We start from the raw sequence: 24,017 nt of genomic DNA on the forward strand, positions 1-24,017 counted from the left end.
GTATTAAATTACAGTTGTTCGCAGTCTTTATTGTTATGTTTTCCGCGGAGGCGATCATGGGCGTAACGGCTTTGCAGGCAGCCAAGCACGCATGCGACACGTCCGATTGGACGCTTACGAATCTGCAGCTACAAAAAATCCTGTATCTGGCTCACATGGTCTACGCCGGCCGCCATAAGCGGCCCATGATCGCCGATGAGAATTTCCAGGCATGGAATTACGGTCCGGTTTTGCCGTCCGTCTACCACCGTGCGTCAGCTTTTGGCGCCCGCCCAATCAGGAACATCTTTCGGTCGATACTCCGCCCGTCTGACCCGCTGGCGGTCGAATTGATCGACGAGGCCGTGGACAGGTTCGGCAACGAACCGGCATTCAAGCTCGTCAAGCTGACCCATGACGGCAAGAGCGCATGGAGCCGGCATTTCACCACCGGACACTGGGGCGTCGAGATTCCATTTTCATCGGTGCTGGATGAGTATGCTCAACGTTTCGGGCCCAAGGAATGAGCGGTGCCCAGCGGAGAATTCCAGCATCTTTCCGAAAGCGCCTCCGAGTCGGCCGGCATATTGCCAACCGAGGAAATCGCTGCCGCCACCGCGAACCTGGAGCGGAAACTCCAATATGAAAAGGAATCTCGGCGGGAAGAGCGCTTTATCCTTTCCGTCTTTATCGTTGCGCTGATTGACGCTTTTTTGTTCATGCAGATGAACACTTGGTCGGGGCCGATTGTGCTCGGCCTGGTAGAACTGGTCGCGTTCGCGGTATTCGCCAGGCGTTCAGGCGTAGACGAGGTTGTGCAGCTCCTGGACAAGCTTTTAGTTCCGTTTTGCCGGGACGAAAGCCGGAATAAAACTTAAGCTGCCTTGCCGCGCCCGCGGCCGCCGTTCAGGAATGGCTGCGGCCCTGTCGGCGGCAATGCAGATACCGTTCGATCTCGGCCTGTTCCACGGCCGGGTCCAGCAAGCGCCACCGGACCACATAGCCGCGGTGCGCGGGCGGCATCCAGCCCAATATGGAGTACATCGTGACCTCGGTTTCGCCCGTATTGAATTCGGTTTCGAAGAATCCCTGGCGTTGCGGTGGCTTGCTGCCACATATCCAGTTGGAACCCGGCATGACGGTCTCCTCCTGCAGCATGTGCGTTCCATGCTACGCGCCGCCCTGCGAAACCGCATGCGTTCTAGCCCCGATGCGGGCCGCGGTCCACCTGTGTTAGAAACACGGATGGGGCCGCCGCAAGGCGGCCCTCGATCTTTGCGAACCTTTGCAGTTCGATTCGGCCCGTGGCGGTAGCATTCGGTCATCAATCATCAGGAGTCCGCCATGGAAACCAAGCAACCGGCCCCGGAGCCGAACAAGCGCCGCTGGCCTTTCGGCTACGGCGAGGAAGAATGAATAGCGCGGCCTGACTAGCCGATGCGCGCGATCCGTTCGCCGGGGCGCGACAGCTAATAATGCGGGGTCTTGCGGAATATTGACCCGCGCCGGAATGCCCCCGGCGCGGCAGGGATAATCACTTCGGCAGCACGAACTCCACGCGCCGGTTCTGGGCGCGTCCTTCGGGGTTGTCCGCGCCGTTGGCCAGTTTGTTCGGCTGCACCGGCCGGCTGTCGCCCAGGCCTTCGGTTTTCAAGCGCGAGGGGTCCACGCCGTGGCTGGCCAGCCATTTCGCCACCGCCTGGGCGCGCCGCAGCGACAATTCCTTGTTGTAGGCGGCCGATCCCTTGGAGTCGGTGTGTCCTTCGATCGCCACGGCGCCGGCCGGGCCGGACTCGATGAGACCGGCGATGTCCTGCAGCGTCGGTTCGGCGGCCGGGCGGATGGCGGCCTTGTCGAAGTCGAACAGCACGTCGCCCAGCATCGACACGGTCACGGCATTCTGGTCCTGCCGAACCGATATGCCCGAATGGCGGGCGGCCAGCCCATCGATCCGCGCGGTCAGGTCGGATACGCCGCCGCCGGTGCCGGAAGGAAAACCCTTCAGGTCCAGGATAGTGGCCTTGAGATCGAGAATCTCGGCCTTGTAGGGCGGCTCTTGCGCAAAAGAGCCGCAGGCCGCGGTCAGCAGCGCCGCCGCCAGCAGGGATGACGCGCCCAGGTGGCCCGTCATGGCTATCGATCGGTGATCTTGATGGCGTCGAAGGTCTCGACGCCCGGGATCGTCAGGGATACTTCGGTGATCTCTTTGGGCGGCGCGGGGAATTTCCCATGCCAGGAACCGGCGATCGGCGTGTCCTTGGCGGTGCGCAGCATCAGCTTGGGATTGGTCAGGGGCCTGTCGTTGCTGTCTTTCAGCAGCAGGTATTTCTTGTTGCCCGCGACCACGTAGAAGCTGTTCTCGTAGTCGTTTTGCGAGATCGTCGAATAAATCATCTCGGTCTTGCCCGGCACGATGGGCTTGAACCGCATCTTGATGGACAGGATGTCGCCGCTGCGCACGGCCTCGATCACCTGGCCTTCGGCCACGCCAGAGTCGATCATTCCGGTCGCGAGCGGCGCGGCGGCGTCGGCCTGGGCGTAAGCGGTCTGTCCGATGGCAGCCAGTGTCATATAGGCGCCCAACACGCAGGCAGCGGCGGTTTTTCCGATTGAAGTCACGATAAGCATCCTTTCTTGTTCAAGATTCGGGTCGATGTATCGGAGCAGGGAACTCATGCTTTGGGCGTAATCCGGCGCCCGACCAACGATAGTCCGACTTTCGGGGACTTATTGCCGTTCGATATTCTTCCAAGACGTTACGGAATCTGGCCGGGCCCAGGTGAGAATTGCTGAACTTTGGCCGATTACGCTTTCGTAACATCCCCGTAAAGCACAAGGAAGGGGATGAGCCATGGCGACTTGCGAACAATGCGAGGCTATCGCTGCGAATCGGCGCGACGCGCCCGGACACGAAAACCTGATCAGCCTCGGTGACGTGCGCTCGCTCGACGAACACCGGCGCGGCGTCAGCCACGAAGCCTTTACCTGCGCCATCTGCGGCGCCGAATGGAATTACCGGCGCGACAAGCGCGACCCGGCCTGCGGCTGGAGCCGGGGCGAGGCCGCGCCGCTGGCGCCGGACGACGCCGCGCGGGCGGCCTGAAAGGCAGTCAGACCTGCATCTTCTTCTTGCCCAGCAGGGTCAGCGCCAGGCTGCGGCCGGTGCGCATGAACGGATACAGGGCGGTGGACAGGCAGGGATTGCGGAAGACGGCGGCGTTGATGCTGTTGAACAAATCGTTGCCGGTGCTGAGCAGCGCCAGCCGGTTGATGCAGTCCGCGCCGAAATAATCCTGTCCGTCCAGGTGCAGCAGCATGCCCTGGTTCAGGTCGTATCCCTGCGCCTTGTAGGCGACCGCCAGGTCGGGATGGTCGCGCATGTTGAGCAGGTCGATCGGGCCGACCGCCTTTTGCAGCCGCAGCATCTGCACGTAATTCGAGCAGAACGGGCAGTCTCCGTCGTAGAGCAGAAAGTTCTTCGCGATGGCCATGATGCACCGTAAGGGGAAGGGCGCGGGCGCGAAAAGCGCGCCCGCCAGTTCCGATTAAAACGCATATCCGCCGCCTCGGCCCAGGCCGGTCTACCGCAGGCGCGGCCGGGGCGATCAGCCCGCGGCGGCTTGGTCGGCCGCGGGGCAGGCCAGCTTCATGGCGTAGTCGCGCACGTCTTGCGGCCAGTCGGCGACGAGCCGCGCGTAGCGTTCGCGGTCGTCGGCATAAAGCGCGCGGGTCGCCTCCTCGAAGCCCGGCAGGTTGCCGGCCATGCTGGACATGAAGTGATACGCGGCCTCCTGGCATGCGCGGCGGCGCTCCTGCGCCTCGTTGCCGCGGCGCGCCTGTTCCACCAGCTTGCGCAAGGCCACGGACGCGCCGCCGGGCTGCGCGGCCAGCCAGTCCCAATGGCGCGGCAGCAGCGTGACTTCGCGCGCCACCACGCCCAGCCTGGGCCGGCCGCGTCCGCGCGGCGCCGGTTCGGCCGGGCTGGCGGAATCGGTTTCGGCGGGGGCGCGGTGGCGTTCGGCGACGCTGGCGTCGTCGCCGCTTAGATTCAGGTCCACCTGCCGGCCGGACCGGTCCTCGTAGACCAGGATGGCGGCGTCGCCGGCGGCCATCGCGCGTTTTACGGCCAGGGCCACGTCGGCCAGCGCGCCGGCGGCAAGGAGGCGATGGCCCGAGAATGCGGTGTGTGCAGACAAAGTAGTCATTGTTTCGTCCGGGTAAAATTGATGGCCGGATTATGATCCGGGTAAAAATGAAAGTCAATTGATCCGGGTAAAAACACTGAAATAATCTTTGCGGACCTAGGGTGAATACCTAGGCAAAACACCTGGACGGCGTATAATCTTGCTTTGCGCCCGGAGTTACCCATGCGTCTCGTTCAAAAAGCGCTCACCTTCGACGATGTGTTGCTGGTGCCTGCGTATTCCGAGGTGTTGCCGCGCGACACCTCCCTGGCCACGCGCCTGACCCGCAACATCAATCTCAATATCCCCCTCGTGTCCGCCGCCATGGACACCGTCACCGAATCGCGTCTGGCCATCGCCATGGCGCAAGAGGGCGGAATCGGGATCATCCACAAGAATCTGTCCGCCGACGCCCAGGCCCGTGAAGTGGCCCGCGTCAAGCGCCACGAATTCGGCATCGTGATCGATCCGGTCACCGTCACCCCCCAGATGAAAGTGCGCGACGCGATTGCGTTGCAGCGCCAGCACGGCATCTCGGGCCTGCCGGTGGTCGAGGGACGCAAGCTGGTCGGCATCGTCACCAACCGCGACCTGCGCTTCGAAGAGAACCTGGACCAGCCCCTGCGCAACATCATGACGCCGCAGGAACGCCTGGTCACCATGAAGGAAGGCGCCACGCTGGAAGAGGCCCAGGCCCTGATGCACAAGCATCGCCTGGAGCGCGTGCTGATCGTCAACGACGGCTTCGAACTGCGCGGCCTGGCCACGGTCAAGGACATCGTCAAGAACACCGAACACCCGATGGCCAGCAAGGACGCCCAGGGCCAGCTGCGCGTGGGCGCGGCGGTGGGCGTGGGCGCCGGCACCGAAGAGCGCGTTGAGAAGCTGGTCGCCGCCGGCGTCGACGTCCTGATCGTCGACACCGCCCACGGCCACTCCAAGGGCGTGCTCGAAGGCGTGCGCTGGGTCAAGCAGAACTATCCCAAGGTCGAAGTCATCGGCGGCAACATCGCCACCGCCGCCGCCGCGCGCGCGCTGGTCGAGTACGGCGCCGACGGCGTCAAGGTCGGCATCGGCCCCGGCTCGATCTGCACCACCCGCATCGTCGCCGGCGTGGGCGTGCCGCAGATCCATGCCATCTCGGAAGTCGCCAAGGCGCTGGAAGGCACGGGCGTGCCGCTGATCGCCGACGGCGGCATCCGCTACTCGGGCGACGTCGCCAAGGCCCTGGCCGCCGGCGCGTTCTCCTGCATGATGGGCGGCATGTTCGCCGGCACCGAAGAGTCGCCGGGCGAAGTCGTGCTGTTCCAGGGCCGCTCGTACAAGTCGTACCGCGGCATGGGCAGCCTGGGCGCCATGACCGACGGCTCGGCCGACCGGTACTTCCAGGACCCCGCCAACAACGCGGACAAGCTGGTTCCCGAAGGCATCGAAGGCCGTGTTCCCTACAAGGGCAGCGTGCTGGCCATCATTTACCAGCTGGTCGGCGGCATCCGCGCCTCGATGGGCTATTGCGGCGCCGCCACCATCGACGACATGCGCACCAAGGCCGAATTCGTGGAGATCACCTCCGCCGGCGTGCGCGAGTCGCACGTGCACGACGTACAGATCACCAAGGAAGCGCCCAACTACCGCGCCGACTGATCCGTACAGTCAACTACAATGTCATGCATCACGCACCGGCAGAACCGCAATGAACCCGCGGTTCTGCCGGTGCGGTTTTATTTACTGCGGTTCCATTCATTACCGGTAGAGTCTCCATGCACCAGCGCATCCTCATTCTCGACTACGGTTCGCAAGTCACCCAACTGATCGCCCGCCGCGTGCGCGAGGCCGGCGTGTATTCCGAAGTGCATCCGGGCGACGTCGACGACGCCTTCGTGCGCGAACAGATGGCGCAAGGCCTCAAGGGCATCATCCTGTCCGGCAGCCACGCCTCGGCCTACGAAGAAGGCTCCATGCGCGTGCCGCACGCCGTGTTCGAACTGGGCGTGCCGGTGCTGGGCATCTGCTACGGCATGCAGTCCATGGCCCAGCAGCTGGGTGGCGTGGTCAGCTTCTCCGACCACCGCGAATTCGGCTACGCCGAAGTCCGCGCCCACGGCCACACCAAGCTGCTGGAAGGCCTGGAAGACTTCACCACGCCCGAAGGCCACGGCATGTTGAAGGTCTGGATGAGCCACGGCGACAAGGTCACCGAACTGCCGCCGGGCTTCAAGCTCATGGCTTCCACGCCGTCCTGCCCGATCGCCGGCATGGCCGACGAAGACCGCAAGTTCTACGCCGTGCAGTTCCACCCCGAAGTCACGCATACCGTGCAGGGCAAGGCCATGCTGGCCCGCTTCGTCAACGAGATCTGCGGCTGCGAAGGCGACTGGAACATGCCCGACTACGTGGCCGAAGCCGTCGCGCGCATCCGCGAACAGGTCGGCGACGACGAAGTCATCCTCGGCCTGTCCGGCGGCGTGGACTCCTCCGTCGCGGCCGCGCTGATCCACAAGGCCATCGGCGACCAGCTCACCTGCGTCTTCGTCGACCACGGCCTGCTGCGCCTGGACGAAGGCAAGCAGGTCATGCAGACCTTCGCCGAGAACATGGGCGTCAACATCATCCACATCGACGCGACCGCCCAGTTCATGGGCAAGCTCGCCGGCGTGGCCGACCCCGAAGCCAAGCGCAAGATCATCGGCCGCGAATTCGTCGAAGTGTTCCAGGAACAGGCCGGCAAGCAGAAAAGCGCCAAGTGGCTGGCCCAGGGCACCATCTACCCCGACGTGATCGAATCGGCCGGCGCCAAGACCGGCAAGGCCACCTCCATCAAGTCGCACCACAACGTCGGCGGCCTGCCGGACACGCTCAACCTGCAGCTGCTGGAACCCCTGCGCGAACTGTTCAAGGACGAAGTCCGCGAACTCGGCGTGGCGCTCGGCCTGCCGCCGCAAATGGTCTATCGCCACCCGTTCCCCGGCCCCGGCCTGGGCGTGCGCATCCTGGGCGAAGTCAAGCACGAATACGCCGAACTGCTGCGTCGCGCCGACGCCATCTTCATCGAAGAACTGCGCAACACCAAGGACGAGGCCAGCGGCCTGACCTGGTACGAACTGACCTCGCAGGCGTTTGCCGTGTTCCTGCCGGTCAAGTCCGTGGGCGTGATGGGCGACGGCCGCACCTACGAATACGTCGTCGCGCTGCGCGCGGTGCAGACGTTCGACTTCATGACCGCCGACTGGGCGCCGCTGCCGCATCCGCTGCTGGCCCGGGTGTCGTCGCGGATCATCAATGAAGTGCGCGGGATCAACCGTGTCGTGTATGACGTGTCGAGCAAGCCGCCTGCGACGATTGAGTGGGAGTGATCCTGCCCTCGATGTAGGAAGGCAAGAGAAAAGGCGCTTCGGCGCCTTTTCTCATTTGCGCCGTCTGTCACGCGCACCCGTTTCCGCAGCTCAAATCTCATCGTATTTCCTGCTGCTGCCTTTGGCGCGGCTGACCGGATACTTCTGCGCATTGATCCGGATTTTGGCCTGCGCGGCTTTCACGGGATCGATGCCCAGCACGTTGCTCAGCTGGACCAGATAAAGCAGCACATCGGCGATTTCGTAGCCGACGGCTTCCAGCTTCTCGGGAGAGAGCGCCCGGCTTTGTTCTTCGGTCATCCACTGGAAATGTTCCAGTAGTTCTCCCGCTTCGACGATCAGGGCGGAGGCCAGGTTTTTGGGCGAATGAAACTGCTCCCAGTCGCGTTCGTTTGAGAATTCGCGTTGTTGCTGGCTGAGGTGCTGGAGCGTATCGGTCATGGATTTTCAGCGCGGGAGGCTGTCAGTCGATGTGTAGCGGTCGCAGCAAGAATAGTTGGTTTACAACTAATTGATAATTATCACTTCGGGTATTCGCCATGTCTGCGCGATCACATACGCTGCTCACCGCCATTCAACTGGGTTTGATCCTCCAGGCCGCGCGGGCGCTGGGCGACCAGCGCTAAGCGGTCTGCCTGCGGATTTCCTCCAGGAACCGTAGGGCCGGCGCGGGGAGTATGCCTTCGCGCCGGTGATACGCCGCGAACCGGCGTTCGTGATCCAGGCCTTCGACGTGCAGTTCGCGGATCAGGCCGGCCTTCAGTTCCGCCGCGTACATGGGGCGGGTGAGCCAGCTGACGAAGCCGGAATGCGCGACCAGGCTTTTGAGCAGCGGAATCGAGGGGCTGGATACCGCGATGGGCGGCGCGGTGAGGCCTTTTTTCCTGAAGAGCGAGACCAGGCGGTTGCGGGGTTCGGTGTGTTCGGGAACGAAGCACCAGCGTTCGGCAAGCAGGGCCTGCATGGCGACGGGCGGCTCGGCGCGCAAAGGGTGGCCGACGCCGACGATCACGTTCATGGTCTCGTGCCAGGCGCAATCCCTGGCGGCGGCGATGCGGGCGGTCTCGGGCGCCTCCGGGGCGATCACGAGATCGACGCGGTAGTTCTCCAGGCTCGTGGCCAGTTCGTCCCAGATGCCTTCGACCACGTCGACGGCGATGCCGGGCCACTTTTCCAGGAAGGCGCCCAGCGCCCTGGGGATGAACAGCGCGGAGGCGCCGGCGGTGACGCCCAGGCGCAGGGCGCCCACGGCCAGGCCGCGCATGCGGTCGATTTCGTCGCGCGCGATTTTTTCCTCGCGGCAAAGCAGTAGCGCATGCGGGGCCAGGGCCTTGCCGTAGGCGGTTAGGCGCATGCCGCCGGTGTGGCGTTCGAACAGAGCCTCGCCGACCGATTCTTCCAGCCGCTTCACGATCCTGCTTAGCGCGGGCTGGGTAAGGGCGAGTCTTTCGGCGGCCTTGCCTAGGGAGCCGTGTTCGATGACGGCGAGGAACGCGCGCAGTTCGTGCAGGTTGTAGGCCATACCGGAATGTAATGACTTTGGCCGGAAATAACAATTCTCAGGAATGTCGCCGGGCCTCACACTCTCGCCATCGAATTGCCACGACTCCGGGAGAGAAGCGACATGCGCAAGCGCCTATTCTTGAAAGCCCTGCTGGCCCTGGCGTCCAGCGGCGGCGCCGCCGCCTGTCTGGCGCAGGGCGGCGACAGGTCGGTGGAATGGGTGCATCCCTTTCCGGTGGGCGGCGGTTCGGACGTGATTGCGCGCAAGCTCGCCGAGAGTATGAGCGCGCAGATGGGCCGCGGCTTTTTCGTCAGCAACAGGCCAGGCGGGGCCACCAATATCGCGGCCGCGTATGTGGCCAATGCCAGGGCGCAGGGCAATATGGTTTTTACGGGCGATTTCACGACGCTGGCGGCCAATCCGCATCTGTTCGCCAGCCTGCCTTATGACAGCGCGAAGGATTTCGCGCCGGCGGGGCTGTATGCGCGCTATCCGATATTGCTGGTGGTATCGAGCGAGGTGCCCGCGAACAATCTGGCCGAGTTCCTGCGCTGGGCCGAGAGCCATCCCGACAGCGCCAATTTCGCGAGCTCGGGTGTGGGGTCGGCACAGCATCTGGCGGCCGAGCTTTTTCGCGAGCGCACCGGGCTGAAGATGACGCACGTGGCCTATCGCGGCGGTGCGCCGGCGGTGACCGATCTGATGGCGGGCGCGGTGTCGTTCGCGCTGATGGATGCCTCCACCGTGGTGCCGCAGATGAAGACGGGGCGGCTCAAGGTGTTGGGCGTGGCCAGCCCGCGGCGCATGCAGAATTTTCCCGACATTCCGACGCTGGACGAGCAAGGGCTGGCGGGCTTCGAGGCCTTTGCCTGGCAGGGGATGCTGGTGCCCGCGGGCACGTCCGGCGCCACGGTCGAGGCGCTGAACCGCGCGCTGGGCGCGGCGCTGGCGTCGCAGCCGGTGAAGGATTTTTTCGCCAGCATCGCGGTCGAGCCCTGGTTCAGTTCGCCTGGCGAGATGGCGAGCTTCGTGGCGGGGGAGAACGAGCGCTGGGGCAAGATCATCCGCGAGCGCGGCATTACGCTGCAGTAGGTGCCGAGTGCTGATCACGATCGACGATTACCGGCGCGCGGCCCGCAAATCGCTGCCCAGGTTCGTGTACGAGTTCATCGATGGCGGCGCGGAATACGAAACCTGCCTGCGCGCCAACCGGGCCGACTTCGAGCGGATCAGGCTGACGCCGCGCGTGCTGCGGGACGTCGCCCAGGTCGATACTTCGGTGGAGGTGTTCGGCTCGTCCTGGCGCGCGCCGTTCGCGCTGGCCCCGACGGGCCTGAACGGCATCGTGCGCCCGGGGGGCGACGCGATGCTGGCGGCCGCCGCCGCGGACAGCGGCGTGCCGTTCGTGTTGTCGACCGCGTCGAACCAGCGCGCCGAAGAAGTGCGGACGCAGGCCCGCGGCGGCGAGCAATGGCTGCAGTTGTATGTGATGCGGGACCGCGGGTTGGCCGAGCAGTTGCTGCGGCGCGCGCGCGGCGCCGGTTATCGCGTGCTGGTGCTGACGGCGGACGTGCCGGTCGGCGGCCACCGCTGGCGCGATGCGCGCAACGGTTTCAAGATCCCGTTCCGGATAACGCCCAGGCTGGCATGGGATGTGGCGCGGCGCCCGGGTTGGGCGCTGCGGATGCTCAAGGGCGGCGCGCCGCGGTTCGTGAACCTGGCCGAGCATCCCGCCGACGCCTTGCCGGCCGAGGTCCAGGCTTCGCTGCTGGCCAGAAGCATGGACCGGTCGCTGGTATGGGAGAGCCTGCGCTGGCTGCGCGGGCTCTGGGACGGGCCGCTGGTGCTCAAGGGCGTGCTGCATGCGGAGGACGCCGCCCTGGCGGTCCGGCATGGCGTGGACGGTGTCATCGTGTCCAATCACGGGGGCCGGCAGTTGGACGCGGCGCCCTCCGCGATTGCCGCCTTGCCGGCGATCGCGGAGCGCGTCGGCGGCCGCATTCCGGTGTTCCTGGACAGCGGCGTGCGCAGCGGGGCCGACATCGTTCGTGCCCAGGTCCTGGGCGCGCACGCCGTGTTCGTGGGCAGGCCGGCGCTCTATGGACTGGCTTGCGGCGGGCGCGAAGGCGTGCAGGACGTCCTACGCCTGCTTGCCCAGGACTATGAGCGGAATCTGGTGTTGCTGGGACTGGACTCGGCCGGCAACGTGGGCAAGGCCCAGCTGGCCCGGCCCGAGCAGGATGGCATCAGCGCGCCATCGCCAGCCGCCGCTTGATCACCAAGCCCAGCGTGAACGTCATCGAAGCCGCCAGCGCCCAGGCCAGCGCCGCGTTCGGCGTCCAGTGCGGGGCGGTGAGCGCAAGCGCCGCGCAGAAGGCGGCCAGGCTGGCGGTGCCGAGCAGCGCGGAGTAGAGCGTGGCGATCAGGCTGGCGGTGCCGAGTTTCTGGTGCAGGGTGATGGCGACCACGCTGTAGCCGATGGGAAACGCCAGCAGCAGGCCGGCGCCGGTGGCGCCCAGCCATTGGCTGGCGGTGGTGACGGCGGCCACCAGCGTGCCGGCCAGCAGGCCGCGCAGGGCGAGCAGGCCGAAGCCGGCCTTGCCTTTGGCGGGGCCGCGCGGCAGCAGGAAGCGGCGGCCGATGCGCAGGCAGAGCGCGGTGACCGCGATGAAGAGCAGGGCGCCGGCCACGGGTTGCGCGGGCAGCTGGCGCAGCGCCAGCGCGGCCAGCAGCCAGGCGCCGACGGCGCAGCCCAGGCTGGTCCAGGGCGGCGTCCTGGCGGCGACGGCGACGTAGCACAGCAGAAAGCACTGCGTGGCGCACAGCGACAGCAGCGCGTAGGCGGCGGTCTGCGCGACGAAGGCGGCCGGGGCTTGCGCGGCCAGGAAGTAGAAGCCGGGCCCGAGGATGATGGGCAGGCCGGCCAGGGCGCCGCCGATGAGCGGGCCGAAGGCGCCCACGGCCCATGAAACCGCCATGACGACGAAGGCCGTGGCCAGCATTCTTACGGCGAGCGCGTCCAGGGGGACGGTGGAGAGCAGGGTGTCCAGCATGGCGATCCGGTGTCCGGGGTTGGTGGATCGTACATTATCTGGAACATCCGTTCCAGTATTGCCGGCCGGGGCGGGGCCACGGCGCTGACACGCTGTGCGCAATCGTGGCAAGCGGTAACAAGTCGCCCGCCGGCGCAGTCTTATGATCGACCGCTACTAATCCGCGCGACGACAGGGTGGCGAAATGCTCGAGGCCGTGCTTGCGCCGTGGGCGCTTACCGGCAGGCTGTGGCTGCGGTTCTGGCCGCAATTGATGGCCCTGGTGCTGGCCGGCTCGCTGGCCCACGATGTGCTGCTGTGGGCGGCGGTGCATACCGGTTTCGCCCACCATCTGTCCGGCCTGGCGGTGCTGACGCTGGTGGCGCTGGCGCAGCTGGTGACGACGGTGGCCATGTTCCTGGTGCTGCTTCCGGGCCTGCCGGCCTTGCGCGGCGCGCAGGAAGCGGCGCGCGCCGGCGCGGCGGCGGAAGGCGGCGGGCAGGGGCGGCTGGGGCAGGTGCTGACCGTGGCCTTGCTGCCGTTTTTCGCGTATTACGCGGCCTGGGGATTCCTGGGCGATACGGTGCGGCAGTATTCGCGGCTGGCCTTGGGTCTGGACCCGCTGGGCGAGCATGGGCAGGTGCTGGACGCGCTGGATTCGCGCTGGCTGCTGGTGTCGGTGGCGATTTCGTGGCTGGTGCGCAAGGCGGCGGTGGCGGCGCGCGACCGCACGGGGCGCAGCGGCTGGCAGTGGCTGGTGGTGCTGTGCGAGACGAACTGGATTCTTATCGGCCTGTACGTGATCAGCCGCTGGAAGGACCAGGCCTGGCAATGGCTGATCGACAAGCGCGGGCTGGACGCGCTGCTGCAGTCTTTTCTGAACGCGCTGACGCCGCTGTCGGACGCTTGGGCCGCGGGCATGACGCCGGTGGAGGCGCAGGGCCCGACCCTGGGGGCGGCGCTGGCGCGCCTGTTCTTCTATGCGCTGCTGCCGGTCGTGTGGCTGGTGATGGCGGCCCTGGTCTATGGTTACGACGTGCGCGAGGACGCGGAGTTGCGGCGCTATGACCGTCTGCAGCGCCTGGGCGAGCGCTACCGTTCGATGCCGCGTTTCCTGCGGGATTTCGTCGAGCATTTCGTGGCGGGCTATCGCAAGCGCTATCTGCCGCTGGCCAATGGCGTGCGGCTGGCCTTCCATAGCGGCACGCTGCTGCTGGTGACGCTGATCGTGGGGTATCGGCTGATCGATTGGGGCGCGGCGTGGCTGTGGTATGGCGCGGCACGCCTGATCGGACCGCATGACCTGGACACCTGGCAGGTGCTGGCGCAGGCGGTGTCGCTGTTGTTCGGCAGCCCGTTCCGGGATTCGTCCACCGGCCTGCTGATCGAGCCTTTGCGCATCTGCTTTCTGGCGGCGGTGCTGGAGAGCGCGTTCGCGCCATGGCAGTCGCGCCGCGCGGCGGCCGCGGCCGCCTGATCAGCCGGGCGCGGGCGGCGTGAAGCGCAGGTAGGCCGGCCGGTCGCTGTCCATGGAGACGGACAGCGACCAGGGCGGCTCGGCGTCGGCCGGCACCATGAAGGCTTCGATGATGACGACGCGCGAGCCGGGCGCGATGCCGCGATGCGCGGCGGCCACGCAGCCGCGCGCCGCGGCCGGCGGCACGCGCAGCGCCGGCTCGATGGCGGGCAGCCAGGTGCGTCCGCGCGCGTCGTGCAGGGCGATGCGGCAGCCGCGCCAGCGCGTGGGCAGGTCGGAGGCTTCCACGTGCACCGAGAAGGCGGCCAGCGCCGCGCGCGAGCCGGGCAGCCAGCCTTTGTTGGCCGGCGGCTCCATGACGCCGAATTCCTGCAGGCTCCAACGGGCGCCGCCCAGCGGCGCCGTGGCGCCTGCCGCCACGTCGTGCGGCCGCAGTTCGCGTCCCTGAAGCCAACGGGCCGCGTTTTCGCGTCCGCCCCAGAAGAGCGTCAGCAGCAGCAACGGAGGCAGGAGCCAGAGGCTGAGCCGGCGCCAGCGGCGCTCGGCGGGCTGGACGTCGTTCAAGGCGGGCTCTCCTGGTCCAGATCGTATCGGGCGATGGCTTGGGGCCGGCCATCGGCGTCGACGGGTACGTCGTCCAGCGCGATGCGCGCCTGCGAATCCAGGCGCGGCCCGTAGCGCGAGGACAGCAGCAGGGCGGCGCCGCGCGCCTGGTCGGGACGGATTTCGAACACCAGCCGCACGCTGCGCGGCAGGCCCGGGTCCAGCGCGTAGGGCGGCACGCCGCGCGCAAGCGACAGGCGGTCGGTATGGCGGTAGGCCAGGCCGTCTGGCCCGAGCCACGCGGCTTCGGCCATGGTGGCCGAGGTGTCGGCGGCGGCCAGGCGCAGCCACACGATGGCCCACACCCCGCCGGTGTCGCGGACCTGCTCCGCGCCCAGGCGCCGATAGGCCAGTTGCCGCGCGAACTGCACGCGCTCGACCGTGGCCTGGAACAGGCGGGTGTCGACCGCCTCGCCCATGACGCCGCGTTCGACGATGGGACCGGTCAGGTCCATGTAGCGCGGCGTGCTGCGCTGCATGCCGTACAACGCCAGCGCCGAGGCAAGAATCAGCAGCAGCGAGCCCAGCCGCGCGCTCATTGCACCGCCTTCGCGCCGTCTTGCGCCACGGGCAGCTCGACCCGGCCCACGACGGCGGGATTGAACCAGCCGGGCGCGCCGTACAGATTGTCGATGGGCTTGTAGGTCTTGCTCGCCACCGCGAAGGCGGCCTGCGCGGGCGCGGCGGCGGAGGGCGGCAGCGTCCAGATGAAGGCGACGCGTTCGGGCAGGCCGGGCTGCAGGTAGGGCATTTGCAGCGAGTCGCGCAGGCCCACCACATACGGCTTGCCGGCGGCCGCGTTCCAGCGGAACACGCCGAGATAGTCGGCGCTGGATTCCGCCGTGCGATTGGTCAGTTCGGCTTCCAGCACCAGCGCCGTGGCGCCGGGCTTCACCGGCACGCCGTAGGCCTTGCCCGACGCGGTCCAGGCGCGTTGCGGCACCACCCGCCATTGGCCGGTCTGGATGGCCGTGCCGGCGGCGAACACCGGCTCGGCGCCGCGGCTGATCTTGCCATACGCGCCATAGAGCGCCACGCTGGCCGCGGCCACGAGCGTGCCGATGCCGGCCAGCGCGGCTGCGATACGGGACTTGAGCGACTGCAATACGCGCATCGGAGCTCCAGGGCGGCGCGAGTCGAGTCACCGATCGTAGGCGGGTGTTTCCAAACCGGCCAGCCCGGATGTTTCCAGGCGTGTCACCAACGGCCGGACGGCGCGGCTGCGCCAGGTTTTGACACAATTACCGCGGCAGCGCTGCGGAAAAACGGCCATGCGCTTCTTGCCACGGGTATTCCAGTTGCACGGCGACCATGTCGGCGGTGGACGCGCCGTAGCGGCCGGCGATGGCCTGCAGGGTCCGGTCCAGCGCCTGGGCCGGCCGTTGCTCGGTCGCGGTGGCGATGCGCGCTTGCGCCGACCAGTCGGCCGCGTCGGGAATGATGCGTATGCCGTTGCGGGTCTGTACCGGTTGCGGCGAATCCGCGTACGACGCGGCTCTGGAACGGTAGGTGCGCGACCAGGCGTCGGCCACCAGCGCGAGCGAGACTTCGTCCATGCCGGGCGCAAGCGCCACGCCGATCCGTTCGCGGTTCCAGAACGCCAGCGAGTTGCCCAGCACCGTCGTGACGAAGGGCCGGGTCAGCGCATAGTTGCGGCTGGCGTGGCGAGCGTCCCAGGCGGGCAGGCCGAGGTCGCCGGCCACGGCCTCGGCCTTTTGCCGCCCGGCGATGGCCTCGATCAGCATGAGCATCATGGGCATGGAGGCGGAGATTCCGGTGCTGGTCGCCACGCCCCGGTCCGTCACGACGCGCCGGTCCGCGACGTAGGAGATCGACGGATGCGCGCGCAGCAGGTCGTTTAGGTAGTACCAGTGGGTGGTGCCGCGCTTGCCGTCGAGCAGGCCGGCGGCGGCCACGACCTTGGCCCCGGCGCACACGCCGAGTATGGTCGCGCCCTTGCGGGACTGTGCAAGCAGCCAGGCGAGGATGGCGGGATCGTCGTCGCGGCTCATGGCGGGCACGATGACGTAGTCGGCCCCGGCCGGATGGCGCGCGTCGAAACTGGCGAGCGTGGCGTCGGGCTGTACCGCGAGCGCGGGATACAGCTTTACCGGACCGGCCGCGCTCGCCAGCATTTCCACGTCGGCGATGTCGGCGCGGCGCAGTATGCCGGCGGGCATCAGATAGTCGGTGGTCTCGGTGGCGTCGTTCAGGCCCACCACCGCTACCAGCGGGCGCTGCCGTTTGGGCGGCGCGAGCGCGGCCAGCATGGCCTTGGTTTCATCGGCCGCGATGGGCGGCGGTTCGGCGCGTCCGGGCTGGGACGGCAGGCTGAGTATCCAGGCGCCGAAACCGGCCAGCGCGAGCAGCGGCAGGGCCAGCGCAATCCGGACGGCATGGCGGTTCGGCATGATCGGAATTCTTCGAATGCGGGCCGTTGGCCGGCGGTGCTGCAATGGCCGGCGGCAGGTTGGGGCGGGTGTTGAAATAGTACTTCCCGCCGTCACACGGCACCGGAATTGGCATATATGCCAATATTGTTATATTCACCTGAGCGCCATCCACAGGCGGGCAGCTCGATGGCTGGATTTCGGCTCTCCACTACTGCGCAATCCGATATTCTCGACACCCTCAATGCGACAGCTCCTCCAGCGACCGCCCCTTGGTTTCCGCGCCCAGCACGATCACGACCAGTCCCGCGATGACGAAGGACGCCGCGCCCAGCGCGAAGATGCCGGCCTGGCCGGTAAGGGGCAGCAGCACGCCGACCACGTAAGGGCCGACCAGCGAGCCGACGCGGCCGATGGACGAGGCGAAGCCGGCGCCGGTGGCGCGCGAGCGCGTGGGGTAGAGCTCTGGCGTGTAGGCGTATAGCACCGACCACATGCCGAAAAGGAAGAACTGCATGCACAGGCCGGCTCCGATCAGGTAGGGCAGGGGCGCCTGCATGGCCGCGGCCTGTCCGTAGAGGTAGGCGGACACGGCGCTGCCGAGCAGGGTCAGCACGCAGGCGGGCTTGCGGCCCCAGGCTTCCAGCAGCCAGGCGGCGAAGATGAATCCGGGGATGCCGGCCAGCGAGATGTACACGGTGTACAGCACCGACTTGGTGGCTTCGTAGCCGGCCTGCTGCAGCAGCGCGCCCAGCCAGGTGGTCAGGCCGTAGTAGCCGAGCAGGGCGAAGAACCACAGTATCCACAGCATGGCCGTGCGCTTGGCGTAGATGCCGTGCCACAGTTCGGCATAGAGCGCGCGGCGGCTGGGGCGGGCCTGGGCGGTGAGGTCGGTGACGGGCGGCAATTCGCTCAGGCGGCCCGAGCGCATCACGGAATGTTCGAAGCGGCCGGTGACGGCGTCGGCCTCGTCGGTGCGTCCGGCGTCTTCCAGCCAGCGCGGGGATTCGGGCACGTAGCGGCGCACGTAGAAGACGAAGAGGGCGGGGATGGCCAGCAGGATGAAGATGCCGCGCCAGCCTATCAGCGGCAGACAGAAGTACGCCACGATGCCGGCGGCGATAAAGCCGATGGGCCAGAAGCCTTCGAGGATGGCGACGTAGCGGCCGCGGCTTTTGGCGGGCACGATCTCGGACACCATGGACAGGCCGATGGGAAACTCCATGCCCATGCCGAAGCCCAGCAGCACGCGGTAGATCATCAGCGAGTCGACGTCCTGGGCGAAGCCGCAAAGCAGGCTGCCCATGCCCCAGAACACCATGCTGACCTGGAACACGGGCTTGCGGCCGAAACGGTCGGCCAGCAGGCCGGCGGTAGCCGCGCCGAGAAACATGCCGAGGAAGCTGGAGCTGGCCAGCAGGCCGGTCTGCATGGCCGTCAGGCCGAATTCGGCTTTGATGGAACCGAGCACGAAGGTCATGATTCCGAGGTCCATGGAATCGAAGAACCAGGCGGTCGCGATGATGGCGAACAAGCCTCGCTGATAGCCGGTGATCGGCAGGCGCTCTAGACGAGCGGCGACACTGGTGCGTGCTGCTACCGCGCTAATGGACATATCCATAGCTAGTCTCCCGTTGTGGTCCTGCGATTTTTGTACTCAACTAATATATTAGTTGGATTCAAAAAATATCCGATAGGGGTTTGTACCGGGGCGCGCGCTAGCCTGTGCAAACTAATATATTAGTTGTGTACGTTATCGGCGTAAGGAGGCTGGCCATGATGACCGAACGACAACGCAAGTTCCGCGAGGAGTACAAGGCGGACATCAGTCCGCTGTACAACGGCCTGCTGCACATCGGCGTGATGTACGCCGTCGGCGCGGCGGCGATCTGGTACTGCCTTACCCAGATCCAGGGCGCGACCTGGGAGTGGCTGCTGGTCGTGCCGGTGTTTCTGGCGGGCAATTTCGTGGAGTGGTTCCTGCACCGCTACGTGATGCACCGGCGCATCGACGTGTTCGCGCTGCGCGCCATCTATGAACGGCATACGCGCCAGCATCACCAGTACTTCACGGATCTGGAGCCCACCATCGACAGCACGCGGGAGTTCCGGATCGTGTTCTTTCCGTGGCGGGTGCTCGCCACGCTGGGCGTGGCCGGCACGGCGCTGGGTTACATCGCTTCGCTGGTGTTCAATCCGAACGCGGGCTACATCCTGTTTCTGACGATGGTGGGGCAGTACCTGATCTACGAGACCTTCCACTATTGCTGCCACGTGCACGACAACTGGTTCGTGCGCAACATGCCTTTCATCAATACGATCCGGCGCCATCACACCGCGCATCACAATATGGGGATCATGATGAAGTACAACATGAACCTGACGTTTCCCATCGCCGACTGGTTCATGGGCACCTCGGACCTGCGCCGGGGGCTGGCCGGGCACCTGTTCAACGGCTATAGCGAGAAGCACGTGAAAGAGGAGCTGCGGCCGGTGATCGCGCGCTTTCGCAACGACCACTCGCGCGTCACGCTCGACGGCCCGCAGCTGTCGGACGAAGAGGCCGCCATCCTGCAGGGGCGCTAGGGTGCGGCGGCGGGCAGGGGCCGGTTCAAAGCCGGTCGAGCGCCACCGTGGCCCGGGCGAAGGCTTCGACGTTGTCGACCAGCCGGTCCAGCGCCTCGCCGGCGCCGGCCACGTCGCCCTGCGCGATCGCCGACGCGACCGCCGCATGCAGGCGCGCCATTTCCGGCAGGTCGGCCGCCTGCTTGTAGTGCAGATACCAGAACCGGCGCGACAGGCCGTGCAGCGCGCGCATGGCGCTTTCGGTGAATTCGTTGCGCGCCACGGTCAGGCACAGTTCGTTGAATTCGCGGTCCGAACGCATGAAGGCGACGTCGTTGTTCTTGGCCGAGGCCGCGCTGAATTCGTCGGCCAGCCGCTGGAAGCGCTTGCGTTCGCTGGCCGTGGCGCGTTTGGCCGCGCTGCGGCACACCAGCCGCTCGATCTCGCGCCGGGTTTCCAGCAGCCGCAGCTGCCTGCCGATGTCTATGGTTGGGATCTGCAGGCCGCGCTGCGGCATCACCACGATCAGGTGTTCGCGCGCCAGGCGCTGGACGGCCTCGCGCAGCGGCGTGCGTCCGACGCCGGTCATTTCGCTCAGGCGCTGCTCGGACACCAGCGTGCCGGGAGGAATCTTCAGCGTCACGATGGCCTCCTCCAGAAGCTGATAGGCCACATCGTTCAGCTTGGACTTGGCCTGCATCGGGGCGACTGCGGGCAACGGCGCGCTGGACTTGCGCTTGGCGCCGGCGGCGCCGGGGCTTGCGGCTCGTGCCAATCCCTCTCTCCTTACTCGTTCGACAGCGCAAGAATAGCAAAACACCAGTCATCCTCTGGAGATATATAAGCCGTGTATCGTCTTTTCCATCATCTGCCCGTTGCTTTCCTTTGACGGACGTCAACATGGACATTGAAATCAAGGGTAGCGGGCCGCTTCGGGTGGTGGCGGTCCACGGCATCCAGGGCACGCGCACCGCCTGGTCGCCGGTGGCCGAGGCGCTGGCCGACGCCGCGACCTGGGTGCTGCCCAATCTGCGCGGGCGCGGCGCCGCGCCCCGGCCGACCGCGGCCGGCGGTTATGCGCTGGAACGCTACGCCGACGATCTGGACGACGCGGTGCGCGCGCACTGCGGCGGCCGCCCCTACGTGCTGGCCGGCTGGAGCATGGGCGTTTCGGTCATCCTGGAGGCCCTGCGCCGCAGCAACGCCGCGCGTCCGGCCGGACTGGTGCTGGTGTCGGGCACGCCGTGCCTGGCGCAGGCGCGCTGGTTCAGGCAAGAGGGCGATGCGCTGTTGCGCGAGGTGGCGCAGCGCCAGCAGCGCCTGGGCATGCGCGTGGCGGCCGACCATGCCGCCGTCGCCGCCACCTGGCAGGCCATACGCGGCCTGGACCATCGCGCATCGCTGGCGGCGATCGCCGAACCCGCGCTCGTCATCCACGGCAGCGACGACACGGACTCGCCGCTGAGCCACGGCCTATGGCTGGCCGAGGGGCTGCCGCGGGCGTCGCAATACGTCATTGCCGGCGCCGGCCATTCCGTGCTCACCGAGAACACGGCGGACGTGGCGCGGCAGATCCGCCGCTTTCTTCAGCACGGGATTTTTCCCGCCGTTCCGGAGTCCACCCATGAGAACTGAAGACCTGATCCATTTCTGCGCGCCCGGCCGCCTGATCGTCGGCTGCGGCGCCCGCAACCAGTTGCCGGCATTGCTGGAACGCCTGGGCCATCGGCAGGGCGTGGTGGTGACGGACGCCTTCTTCGCCAGGCAGACGCCCTGGGTGCGCGAGCTGGTCGAGGCCGCCGGCGCGCGCGGCGTGCGTCTCGCGGTGTACGAAGGCGGCGAGCCCGACCCGACCACCACGCTGTGCGACCGGGCGACCGGGCAGCTGCGTGCGGCCCTGGACGGCGCGCGGCCCGACCACGTCATCGCCTTGGGCGGCGGCAGCAATATCGACCTGGCCAAGGCGCTCTGCCTGACCTTGCCCGAAGGCCGCCCGGTGCGCGATTTCCTGGGCGACCTGGCCGGCTGCCGGCCGCTGCCGCTCATCGCCTTGCCAACCACCTCGGGCACCGGTTCGGAGGCGACGCCGGGGGCGATCCTGGTGGACCCGGACAACGCCACCAAGGTCGCGGTGATGGACAACGCGCTGCGGCCGCAGATCGCGCTGGTCGATCCCGAATTCACCTATACCTGTCCGGCGCGGGTCACGGCCGACGCCGGCATCGACGCCTTGACGCACGCCATCGAGTCGCTGGTGACGCTGGACAGCGCGCAGTACGACCGCGGCGGCAGCGCGGACCCGGGCTACAGCGGCCGCTCGTTGCTGACCATGATGTTCGCCAGGGAGTCGCTGCGGCTGTGCGCGGCGTGGCTGGAACGGGCCTACGCCGACGGCGCCGATGCGCAGGCGCGCATCGGCATGTCGTACGCCAGCCTTTATGCCGCGCTTTCGTACGGCAGCGCGGGGCTGAACGCGGCCCACGGCATCGCCTATGCGATCGCGGGGCAGACCCACAAAAGCCACGGCAGCACCAACGCGGTCATCCTGCCGTATGTGCTGGACGCGCTGCGCGAGGAGCGCTTTACGGAACTGCTGGAGGCCGCCCGCATCTTCGGCATTGCCGATGCCGACGAGGAAGCGGCGGTGCGCCGGCTGCCGGTGGCGCTGCGCGCGCTGGTGGGAAGGCTGGGCATCCCGACCGATCTGCGCAGTTTCGGCATCCAGGAAAGCGCGCTGGACGCCTTGCTGCGCGACGCGCTGGACGTGACCCGGCTGGCCAAGGCCTTGCCGGTGGCCGACGTGCCCGCGGCCTACGCGCGCATCATCGGGCAGGCATGGCGCGGCGCGCTGGCCGGCGACCGCGATCAGCCCTGACGCCCGGCGCGGCGCTCAGCGCGGCTTGGACGCGGCGATGGAAAGCGCGGCGGGCAGGTCCACGCCGTTTTTCACGGCCAGGATTTCGGCCATGATGCTGACCGCGATCTCGGCCGGCGTTTTGCTGCCGATGTGGATGCCGACCGGACCCCTGAGCCGGGCCAGGCTGGCGTCCGTGTGGCCGAAATACGTTTTCATTCTGGCCCGGCGCGCCGCGCTGTTGCGCCGCGAGCCGATGGCGCCGACGTAGAAGGCCGGGCTGTCCACGGCCTCGAGCAGGGCCATGTCGTCCAGCTTGGGATCGTGGGTCAGCGCCACGATGCAGCTGCGCAGGTCGGGGGCGAAGGCGGCCACGGCGTCGTCGGGCATGTCGGTCACCATGCGCACGCCGGACATGCGCCAGCCGTCGCGGTGTTCGGCGCGCGGATCGCAGACCGTGACCGAGAACCCATTGAAGCGCGCCATGGTGGCCAGGTATTCGGCCAGCGCGCCGGCGCCGATCAGCAGCATGCGGTACGCCGGCCCCAGCGTGTATTCCAGCGTGTCGTCGTCGAGCCGCAGCGTGCCGGGCGCGTGCGCGCGGTCCAGCCGCACGGCGCCGTCCTGGCGGAGGACCGTGCGGCGCACCAGTTCGCCGGCTTGCAGCCGTTGAAGCAGTTCCGCCAAGGGTTCGGGCGCGGGATTGAATTCGGCCAGCAGCTCCAGCGTGCCGCCGCAGGGCAGGCCGAACCGATGCGCTTCGTCGGCGCTGACGCCATAGCGGATCAGTTGCGGCGGCTGCGCCGGCATGCCTGCGGCGCCGCGCGCATGGCGCAGGATCAGGTCGTCCTCGACGCAGCCGCCGGATACCGAACCGGCGCTGCGGCCGTCCTCGCGCAGCGCCATCATGGCGCCCACCGGGCGCGGCGACGAGCCCCAGGTCCGCACCACCGTCAACAGCATCGCGCGCTGCCCGGCCTGGCGCCACTGGCAAAGATGGCGCAGGACGTGGAGCTCGATATCGTCCATCGCCTGCGTTGCGCTGTCCGATGTGGGCGGTTGATATGGCTGCATGGCGGCATGAGCGGGTAGGGGCGGAGCAGGCAGGATAGGATGCGCTCCGTTAGTATGTATACGGCTTAAAATGGCAAAAAATCGCTCAATCAGGTCAACGTGAATGGCATGACGACTTTGGCGGATCTGGACATCGACAGGCTCGATGAGTTTGAGGCGTCCGACGCGCCCGTGATCGGCCGGCAGGTGGAGCTTGCCGGGCGCAGGAGCGAGGTGCCCGTGCACCGGCATCGCTACGGGCAACTGGTGCTGGCCTTGCGCGGCGGCGTGACCTGCGAGGTGCCGAATTCGATCTGGATGGTGCCGCCCGGATGCGCGGTGTGGATACCCGGGAAGATGACGCACAGCATGCGCGCGACGGACAACGCGCGCATCTGCAATCTCTTCGTGCGTCCGGACGCCGCCCGTCTGCCGCGGCAATGCTGCACCCTGTCCATTACGCCGCTGGTGCGCGAGCTGATGCTCGACATGGCGCAGGCCGACGCCAGCTATCCGCCGGACAGCCCCACGGGCCGCAAGGCGGTGGTGTTGCTCGAAGAGCTGGTGAAGATGCCGGTCGAGCTCTTGCACCTGCCGACGTCTTCCGATCCGCGCCTGCAGAAGATCGCCAGAATGCTGACGGAGAACCCCGCCGACAGGCGCACGCTGGCGGCCTGGGGCAGGGAGGTGGCCATGAGCGAGCGTTCGCTGGCCCGGCTGGTCCATCAGGAAACCGGGCTGTCGTTCGGCCGCTGGCGCCAGCAGCTGCACCTGATCGTGGCCATGCACCAGCTTGCCGCCGGCAACTCGGTGCAGCGCGCCGCCGACCATCTCGGCTATGAGTCGGTGACGGCGTTCATCTCCATGTTCCGCAAGGCCGTGGGCAAGCCGCCGGCAAAGTACTTCGCCGAACTCGCCCGGCCCGATTCCGCGCCTGGCCGGTCTTAGCGATTTTTTGTCGCTTTCGTGCAGGACGAGCGCGGACGCGGCTGACAGAATCATTGGCTTCTTCCCTCCGTGGCA

The 24,017-nt window shown here is 67.2% G+C and carries 27 protein-coding genes; 12 read left to right on the forward strand and 15 right to left on the reverse strand.

Annotation, left to right across the window (positions count from 1 at the left end; all coding sequences use genetic code 11):
• The first annotated feature begins 56 nt into the window (after window positions 1-56).
• Window positions 57-506 carry a Panacea domain-containing protein gene (locus AC1M14_RS11420; RefSeq protein WP_479731606.1) on the forward strand — a complete coding sequence of 150 codons (450 nt, stop codon included), beginning with the start codon at window positions 57-59 and terminating at the stop codon, window positions 504-506.
• Between the two features lie 3 nt (window positions 507-509).
• Entirely contained in the window at window positions 510-857 is a 348-nt protein-coding gene (locus AC1M14_RS11425; RefSeq protein WP_479731607.1) for a hypothetical protein, read from the forward strand.
• A 28-nt stretch (window positions 858-885) separates the two neighbouring features.
• Here the strand turns inward: AC1M14_RS11425 and AC1M14_RS11430 are convergent, their stop codons facing one another.
• The 3 genes from AC1M14_RS11430 to AC1M14_RS11440 all read right to left on the reverse strand — a co-directional run bounded on the left by AC1M14_RS11430 (window position 886) and on the right by AC1M14_RS11440 (window position 2,655).
• Complete coding sequence (locus AC1M14_RS11430) at window positions 886-1,137, reverse strand: hypothetical protein (protein WP_440130621.1); 252 nt, start codon at window positions 1,135-1,137, stop codon at window positions 886-888.
• Window positions 1,138-1,513: 376 nt separating this feature from the next.
• Window positions 1,514-2,110: an OmpA family protein gene (locus AC1M14_RS11435; protein ID WP_479731608.1), complete on the reverse strand. Its 597-nt coding sequence runs from the start codon at window positions 2,108-2,110 to the stop codon at window positions 1,514-1,516.
• A gap of 2 nt (window positions 2,111-2,112) precedes the next feature.
• Window positions 2,113-2,655 carry a hypothetical protein gene (locus AC1M14_RS11440; RefSeq protein ID WP_479731609.1) on the reverse strand — a complete coding sequence of 181 codons (543 nt, stop codon included), beginning with the start codon at window positions 2,653-2,655 and terminating at the stop codon, window positions 2,113-2,115.
• Between the two features lie 175 nt (window positions 2,656-2,830).
• Here AC1M14_RS11440 and AC1M14_RS11445 point away from each other — a divergent pair, with 175 nt between their 5' ends.
• The gene (locus tag AC1M14_RS11445) at window positions 2,831-3,082 is read left to right on the forward strand and encodes a hypothetical protein (protein ID WP_209165980.1); all 252 of its coding nucleotides are present in this window, start codon (window positions 2,831-2,833) and stop codon (window positions 3,080-3,082) included.
• Window positions 3,083-3,089: 7 nt separating this feature from the next.
• Here AC1M14_RS11445 and AC1M14_RS11450 read toward each other — a convergent pair whose 3' ends face one another.
• A complete protein-coding gene (locus AC1M14_RS11450) occupies window positions 3,090-3,470 on the reverse strand; it encodes a DCC1-like thiol-disulfide oxidoreductase family protein (protein ID WP_479731610.1) in 381 nt (126 codons plus the stop codon).
• 114 nt (window positions 3,471-3,584) lie between these two features.
• Window positions 3,585-4,184 carry a DUF2239 family protein gene (locus AC1M14_RS11455; protein ID WP_479731611.1) on the reverse strand — a complete coding sequence of 200 codons (600 nt, stop codon included), beginning with the start codon at window positions 4,182-4,184 and terminating at the stop codon, window positions 3,585-3,587.
• A 162-nt stretch (window positions 4,185-4,346) separates the two neighbouring features.
• Between AC1M14_RS11455 and guaB the strand changes: the two genes are divergently transcribed.
• Both guaB and guaA read left to right on the forward strand, forming a co-directional pair.
• Complete coding sequence (guaB, locus tag AC1M14_RS11460) at window positions 4,347-5,807, forward strand: IMP dehydrogenase (protein WP_102771964.1); 1,461 nt, start codon at window positions 4,347-4,349, stop codon at window positions 5,805-5,807.
• A 116-nt stretch (window positions 5,808-5,923) separates the two neighbouring features.
• On the forward strand, window positions 5,924-7,516 hold the full coding sequence (gene guaA, locus AC1M14_RS11465; RefSeq protein WP_102771963.1) for a glutamine-hydrolyzing GMP synthase: 1,593 nt from the start codon (window positions 5,924-5,926) through the stop codon (window positions 7,514-7,516).
• Window positions 7,517-7,606: 90 nt separating this feature from the next.
• Here guaA and AC1M14_RS11470 read toward each other — a convergent pair whose 3' ends face one another.
• Window positions 7,607-7,957, reverse strand: coding sequence for a nucleotide pyrophosphohydrolase (locus tag AC1M14_RS11470; RefSeq protein WP_479731613.1), 351 nt, complete (start codon window positions 7,955-7,957; stop codon window positions 7,607-7,609).
• Window positions 7,958-8,138: 181 nt separating this feature from the next.
• Complete coding sequence (locus tag AC1M14_RS11475; protein WP_479731614.1) at window positions 8,139-9,038, reverse strand: LysR family transcriptional regulator; 900 nt, start codon at window positions 9,036-9,038, stop codon at window positions 8,139-8,141.
• A 120-nt stretch (window positions 9,039-9,158) separates the two neighbouring features.
• On the opposite strand from AC1M14_RS11475, the gene AC1M14_RS11480 reads away from it, so the two are divergent.
• The gene (locus AC1M14_RS11480) at window positions 9,159-10,112 is read left to right on the forward strand and encodes a Bug family tripartite tricarboxylate transporter substrate binding protein (RefSeq protein ID WP_479731616.1); all 954 of its coding nucleotides are present in this window, start codon (window positions 9,159-9,161) and stop codon (window positions 10,110-10,112) included.
• Window positions 10,113-10,119: 7 nt separating this feature from the next.
• Complete coding sequence (locus AC1M14_RS11485; RefSeq protein WP_479731617.1) at window positions 10,120-11,295, forward strand: alpha-hydroxy acid oxidase; 1,176 nt, start codon at window positions 10,120-10,122, stop codon at window positions 11,293-11,295.
• Here AC1M14_RS11485 and AC1M14_RS11490 read toward each other — a convergent pair.
• Window positions 11,267-12,073 (reverse strand): hypothetical protein, encoded by an 807-nt coding sequence (locus tag AC1M14_RS11490; protein WP_479731618.1) that lies wholly within the window; start codon window positions 12,071-12,073, stop codon window positions 11,267-11,269. The two genes, AC1M14_RS11485 and AC1M14_RS11490, sit on opposite strands and share 29 nt — an antisense overlap.
• A 184-nt stretch (window positions 12,074-12,257) precedes the next feature.
• Here AC1M14_RS11490 and AC1M14_RS11495 point away from each other — a divergent pair, with 184 nt between their 5' ends.
• Window positions 12,258-13,529 (forward strand): hypothetical protein, encoded by a 1,272-nt coding sequence (locus AC1M14_RS11495; RefSeq protein ID WP_479731619.1) that lies wholly within the window; start codon window positions 12,258-12,260, stop codon window positions 13,527-13,529.
• On the opposite strand, the gene AC1M14_RS11500 is transcribed toward AC1M14_RS11495, so the two are convergent.
• The 5 genes from AC1M14_RS11500 to AC1M14_RS11520 all read right to left on the reverse strand — a co-directional run bounded on the left by AC1M14_RS11500 (window position 13,530) and on the right by AC1M14_RS11520 (window position 18,143).
• Window positions 13,530-14,093 carry a hypothetical protein gene (locus AC1M14_RS11500; protein WP_479731620.1) on the reverse strand — a complete coding sequence of 188 codons (564 nt, stop codon included), beginning with the start codon at window positions 14,091-14,093 and terminating at the stop codon, window positions 13,530-13,532.
• Complete coding sequence (locus AC1M14_RS11505; protein WP_102775923.1) at window positions 14,090-14,671, reverse strand: hypothetical protein; 582 nt, start codon at window positions 14,669-14,671, stop codon at window positions 14,090-14,092. The genes AC1M14_RS11500 and AC1M14_RS11505 overlap by 4 nt, the downstream gene beginning before the upstream one ends.
• Window positions 14,668-15,246: a hypothetical protein gene (locus tag AC1M14_RS11510; protein ID WP_209166840.1), complete on the reverse strand. Its 579-nt coding sequence runs from the start codon at window positions 15,244-15,246 to the stop codon at window positions 14,668-14,670. The genes AC1M14_RS11505 and AC1M14_RS11510 overlap by 4 nt, the downstream gene beginning before the upstream one ends.
• 127 nt (window positions 15,247-15,373) lie before the next feature.
• Entirely contained in the window at window positions 15,374-16,543 is a 1,170-nt protein-coding gene (locus tag AC1M14_RS11515; protein WP_479731622.1) for a DJ-1/PfpI family protein, read from the reverse strand.
• A 220-nt stretch (window positions 16,544-16,763) separates the two neighbouring features.
• On the reverse strand, window positions 16,764-18,143 hold the full coding sequence (locus AC1M14_RS11520) for an MFS transporter (protein ID WP_102775926.1): 1,380 nt from the start codon (window positions 18,141-18,143) through the stop codon (window positions 16,764-16,766).
• A gap of 155 nt (window positions 18,144-18,298) precedes the next feature.
• Here AC1M14_RS11520 and AC1M14_RS11525 point away from each other — a divergent pair, with 155 nt between their 5' ends.
• The gene (locus AC1M14_RS11525; protein ID WP_102775927.1) at window positions 18,299-19,108 is read left to right on the forward strand and encodes a sterol desaturase family protein; all 810 of its coding nucleotides are present in this window, start codon (window positions 18,299-18,301) and stop codon (window positions 19,106-19,108) included.
• A gap of 25 nt (window positions 19,109-19,133) precedes the next feature.
• On the opposite strand, the gene AC1M14_RS11530 is transcribed toward AC1M14_RS11525, so the two are convergent.
• Window positions 19,134-19,787 (reverse strand): GntR family transcriptional regulator, encoded by a 654-nt coding sequence (locus AC1M14_RS11530; protein ID WP_102775928.1) that lies wholly within the window; start codon window positions 19,785-19,787, stop codon window positions 19,134-19,136.
• Between the two features lie 200 nt (window positions 19,788-19,987).
• Here AC1M14_RS11530 and AC1M14_RS11535 point away from each other — a divergent pair, with 200 nt between their 5' ends.
• Window positions 19,988-20,722: an alpha/beta fold hydrolase gene (locus AC1M14_RS11535; RefSeq protein WP_479731624.1), complete on the forward strand. Its 735-nt coding sequence runs from the start codon at window positions 19,988-19,990 to the stop codon at window positions 20,720-20,722.
• Window positions 20,712-21,962: an iron-containing alcohol dehydrogenase gene (locus AC1M14_RS11540; RefSeq protein ID WP_479731625.1), complete on the forward strand. Its 1,251-nt coding sequence runs from the start codon at window positions 20,712-20,714 to the stop codon at window positions 21,960-21,962. The genes AC1M14_RS11535 and AC1M14_RS11540 overlap by 11 nt, the downstream gene beginning before the upstream one ends.
• A 15-nt stretch (window positions 21,963-21,977) precedes the next feature.
• Here AC1M14_RS11540 and AC1M14_RS11545 read toward each other — a convergent pair whose 3' ends face one another.
• The gene (locus AC1M14_RS11545) at window positions 21,978-22,970 is read right to left on the reverse strand and encodes an XdhC family protein (RefSeq protein ID WP_479731626.1); all 993 of its coding nucleotides are present in this window, start codon (window positions 22,968-22,970) and stop codon (window positions 21,978-21,980) included.
• 153 nt (window positions 22,971-23,123) lie between these two features.
• On the opposite strand from AC1M14_RS11545, the gene AC1M14_RS11550 reads away from it, so the two are divergent.
• The gene (locus tag AC1M14_RS11550) at window positions 23,124-23,942 is read left to right on the forward strand and encodes an AraC family transcriptional regulator (protein ID WP_209166848.1); all 819 of its coding nucleotides are present in this window, start codon (window positions 23,124-23,126) and stop codon (window positions 23,940-23,942) included.
• Window positions 23,943-24,017 lie beyond the last annotated feature (75 nt).

The sequence above is a fragment of the Achromobacter sp. SX5 genome (genome assembly GCF_056711425.1).

Excerpts from the sequence above, each read along its gene's own strand:
- AC1M14_RS11420 (WP_479731606.1), top strand. The coding sequence starts at position 57 with ATGGGCGTAACGGCTTTGCAGGCAGCCAAGCACGCATGCGACACGTCC.
- AC1M14_RS11430 (WP_440130621.1), bottom strand. The coding sequence starts at position 1,137 with ATGCTGCAGGAGGAGACCGTCATGCCGGGTTCCAACTGGATATGTGGC.
- AC1M14_RS11435 (WP_479731608.1), bottom strand. The coding sequence starts at position 2,110 with ATGACGGGCCACCTGGGCGCGTCATCCCTGCTGGCGGCGGCGCTGCTG.
- AC1M14_RS11440 (WP_479731609.1), bottom strand. The coding sequence starts at position 2,655 with ATGAGTTCCCTGCTCCGATACATCGACCCGAATCTTGAACAAGAAAGG.
- AC1M14_RS11445 (WP_209165980.1), top strand. The coding sequence starts at position 2,831 with ATGGCGACTTGCGAACAATGCGAGGCTATCGCTGCGAATCGGCGCGAC.
- AC1M14_RS11450 (WP_479731610.1), bottom strand. The coding sequence starts at position 3,470 with ATGGCCATCGCGAAGAACTTTCTGCTCTACGACGGAGACTGCCCGTTC.
- AC1M14_RS11455 (WP_479731611.1), bottom strand. The coding sequence starts at position 4,184 with ATGACTACTTTGTCTGCACACACCGCATTCTCGGGCCATCGCCTCCTT.
- guaB (WP_102771964.1), top strand. The coding sequence starts at position 4,347 with ATGCGTCTCGTTCAAAAAGCGCTCACCTTCGACGATGTGTTGCTGGTG.
- guaA (WP_102771963.1), top strand. The coding sequence starts at position 5,924 with ATGCACCAGCGCATCCTCATTCTCGACTACGGTTCGCAAGTCACCCAA.
- AC1M14_RS11470 (WP_479731613.1), bottom strand. The coding sequence starts at position 7,957 with ATGACCGATACGCTCCAGCACCTCAGCCAGCAACAACGCGAATTCTCA.
- AC1M14_RS11475 (WP_479731614.1), bottom strand. The coding sequence starts at position 9,038 with ATGGCCTACAACCTGCACGAACTGCGCGCGTTCCTCGCCGTCATCGAA.
- AC1M14_RS11490 (WP_479731618.1), bottom strand. The coding sequence starts at position 12,073 with ATGCTGGACACCCTGCTCTCCACCGTCCCCCTGGACGCGCTCGCCGTA.
- AC1M14_RS11495 (WP_479731619.1), top strand. The coding sequence starts at position 12,258 with ATGCTCGAGGCCGTGCTTGCGCCGTGGGCGCTTACCGGCAGGCTGTGG.
- AC1M14_RS11505 (WP_102775923.1), bottom strand. The coding sequence starts at position 14,671 with ATGAGCGCGCGGCTGGGCTCGCTGCTGCTGATTCTTGCCTCGGCGCTG.
- AC1M14_RS11510 (WP_209166840.1), bottom strand. The coding sequence starts at position 15,246 with ATGCGCGTATTGCAGTCGCTCAAGTCCCGTATCGCAGCCGCGCTGGCC.
- AC1M14_RS11515 (WP_479731622.1), bottom strand. The coding sequence starts at position 16,543 with ATGCCGAACCGCCATGCCGTCCGGATTGCGCTGGCCCTGCCGCTGCTC.
- AC1M14_RS11520 (WP_102775926.1), bottom strand. The coding sequence starts at position 18,143 with ATGGATATGTCCATTAGCGCGGTAGCAGCACGCACCAGTGTCGCCGCT.
- AC1M14_RS11525 (WP_102775927.1), top strand. The coding sequence starts at position 18,299 with ATGATGACCGAACGACAACGCAAGTTCCGCGAGGAGTACAAGGCGGAC.
- AC1M14_RS11530 (WP_102775928.1), bottom strand. The coding sequence starts at position 19,787 with ATGCAGGCCAAGTCCAAGCTGAACGATGTGGCCTATCAGCTTCTGGAG.
- AC1M14_RS11535 (WP_479731624.1), top strand. The coding sequence starts at position 19,988 with ATGGACATTGAAATCAAGGGTAGCGGGCCGCTTCGGGTGGTGGCGGTC.
- AC1M14_RS11540 (WP_479731625.1), top strand. The coding sequence starts at position 20,712 with ATGAGAACTGAAGACCTGATCCATTTCTGCGCGCCCGGCCGCCTGATC.
- AC1M14_RS11545 (WP_479731626.1), bottom strand. The coding sequence starts at position 22,970 with ATGGACGATATCGAGCTCCACGTCCTGCGCCATCTTTGCCAGTGGCGC.
- AC1M14_RS11550 (WP_209166848.1), top strand. The coding sequence starts at position 23,124 with ATGACGACTTTGGCGGATCTGGACATCGACAGGCTCGATGAGTTTGAG.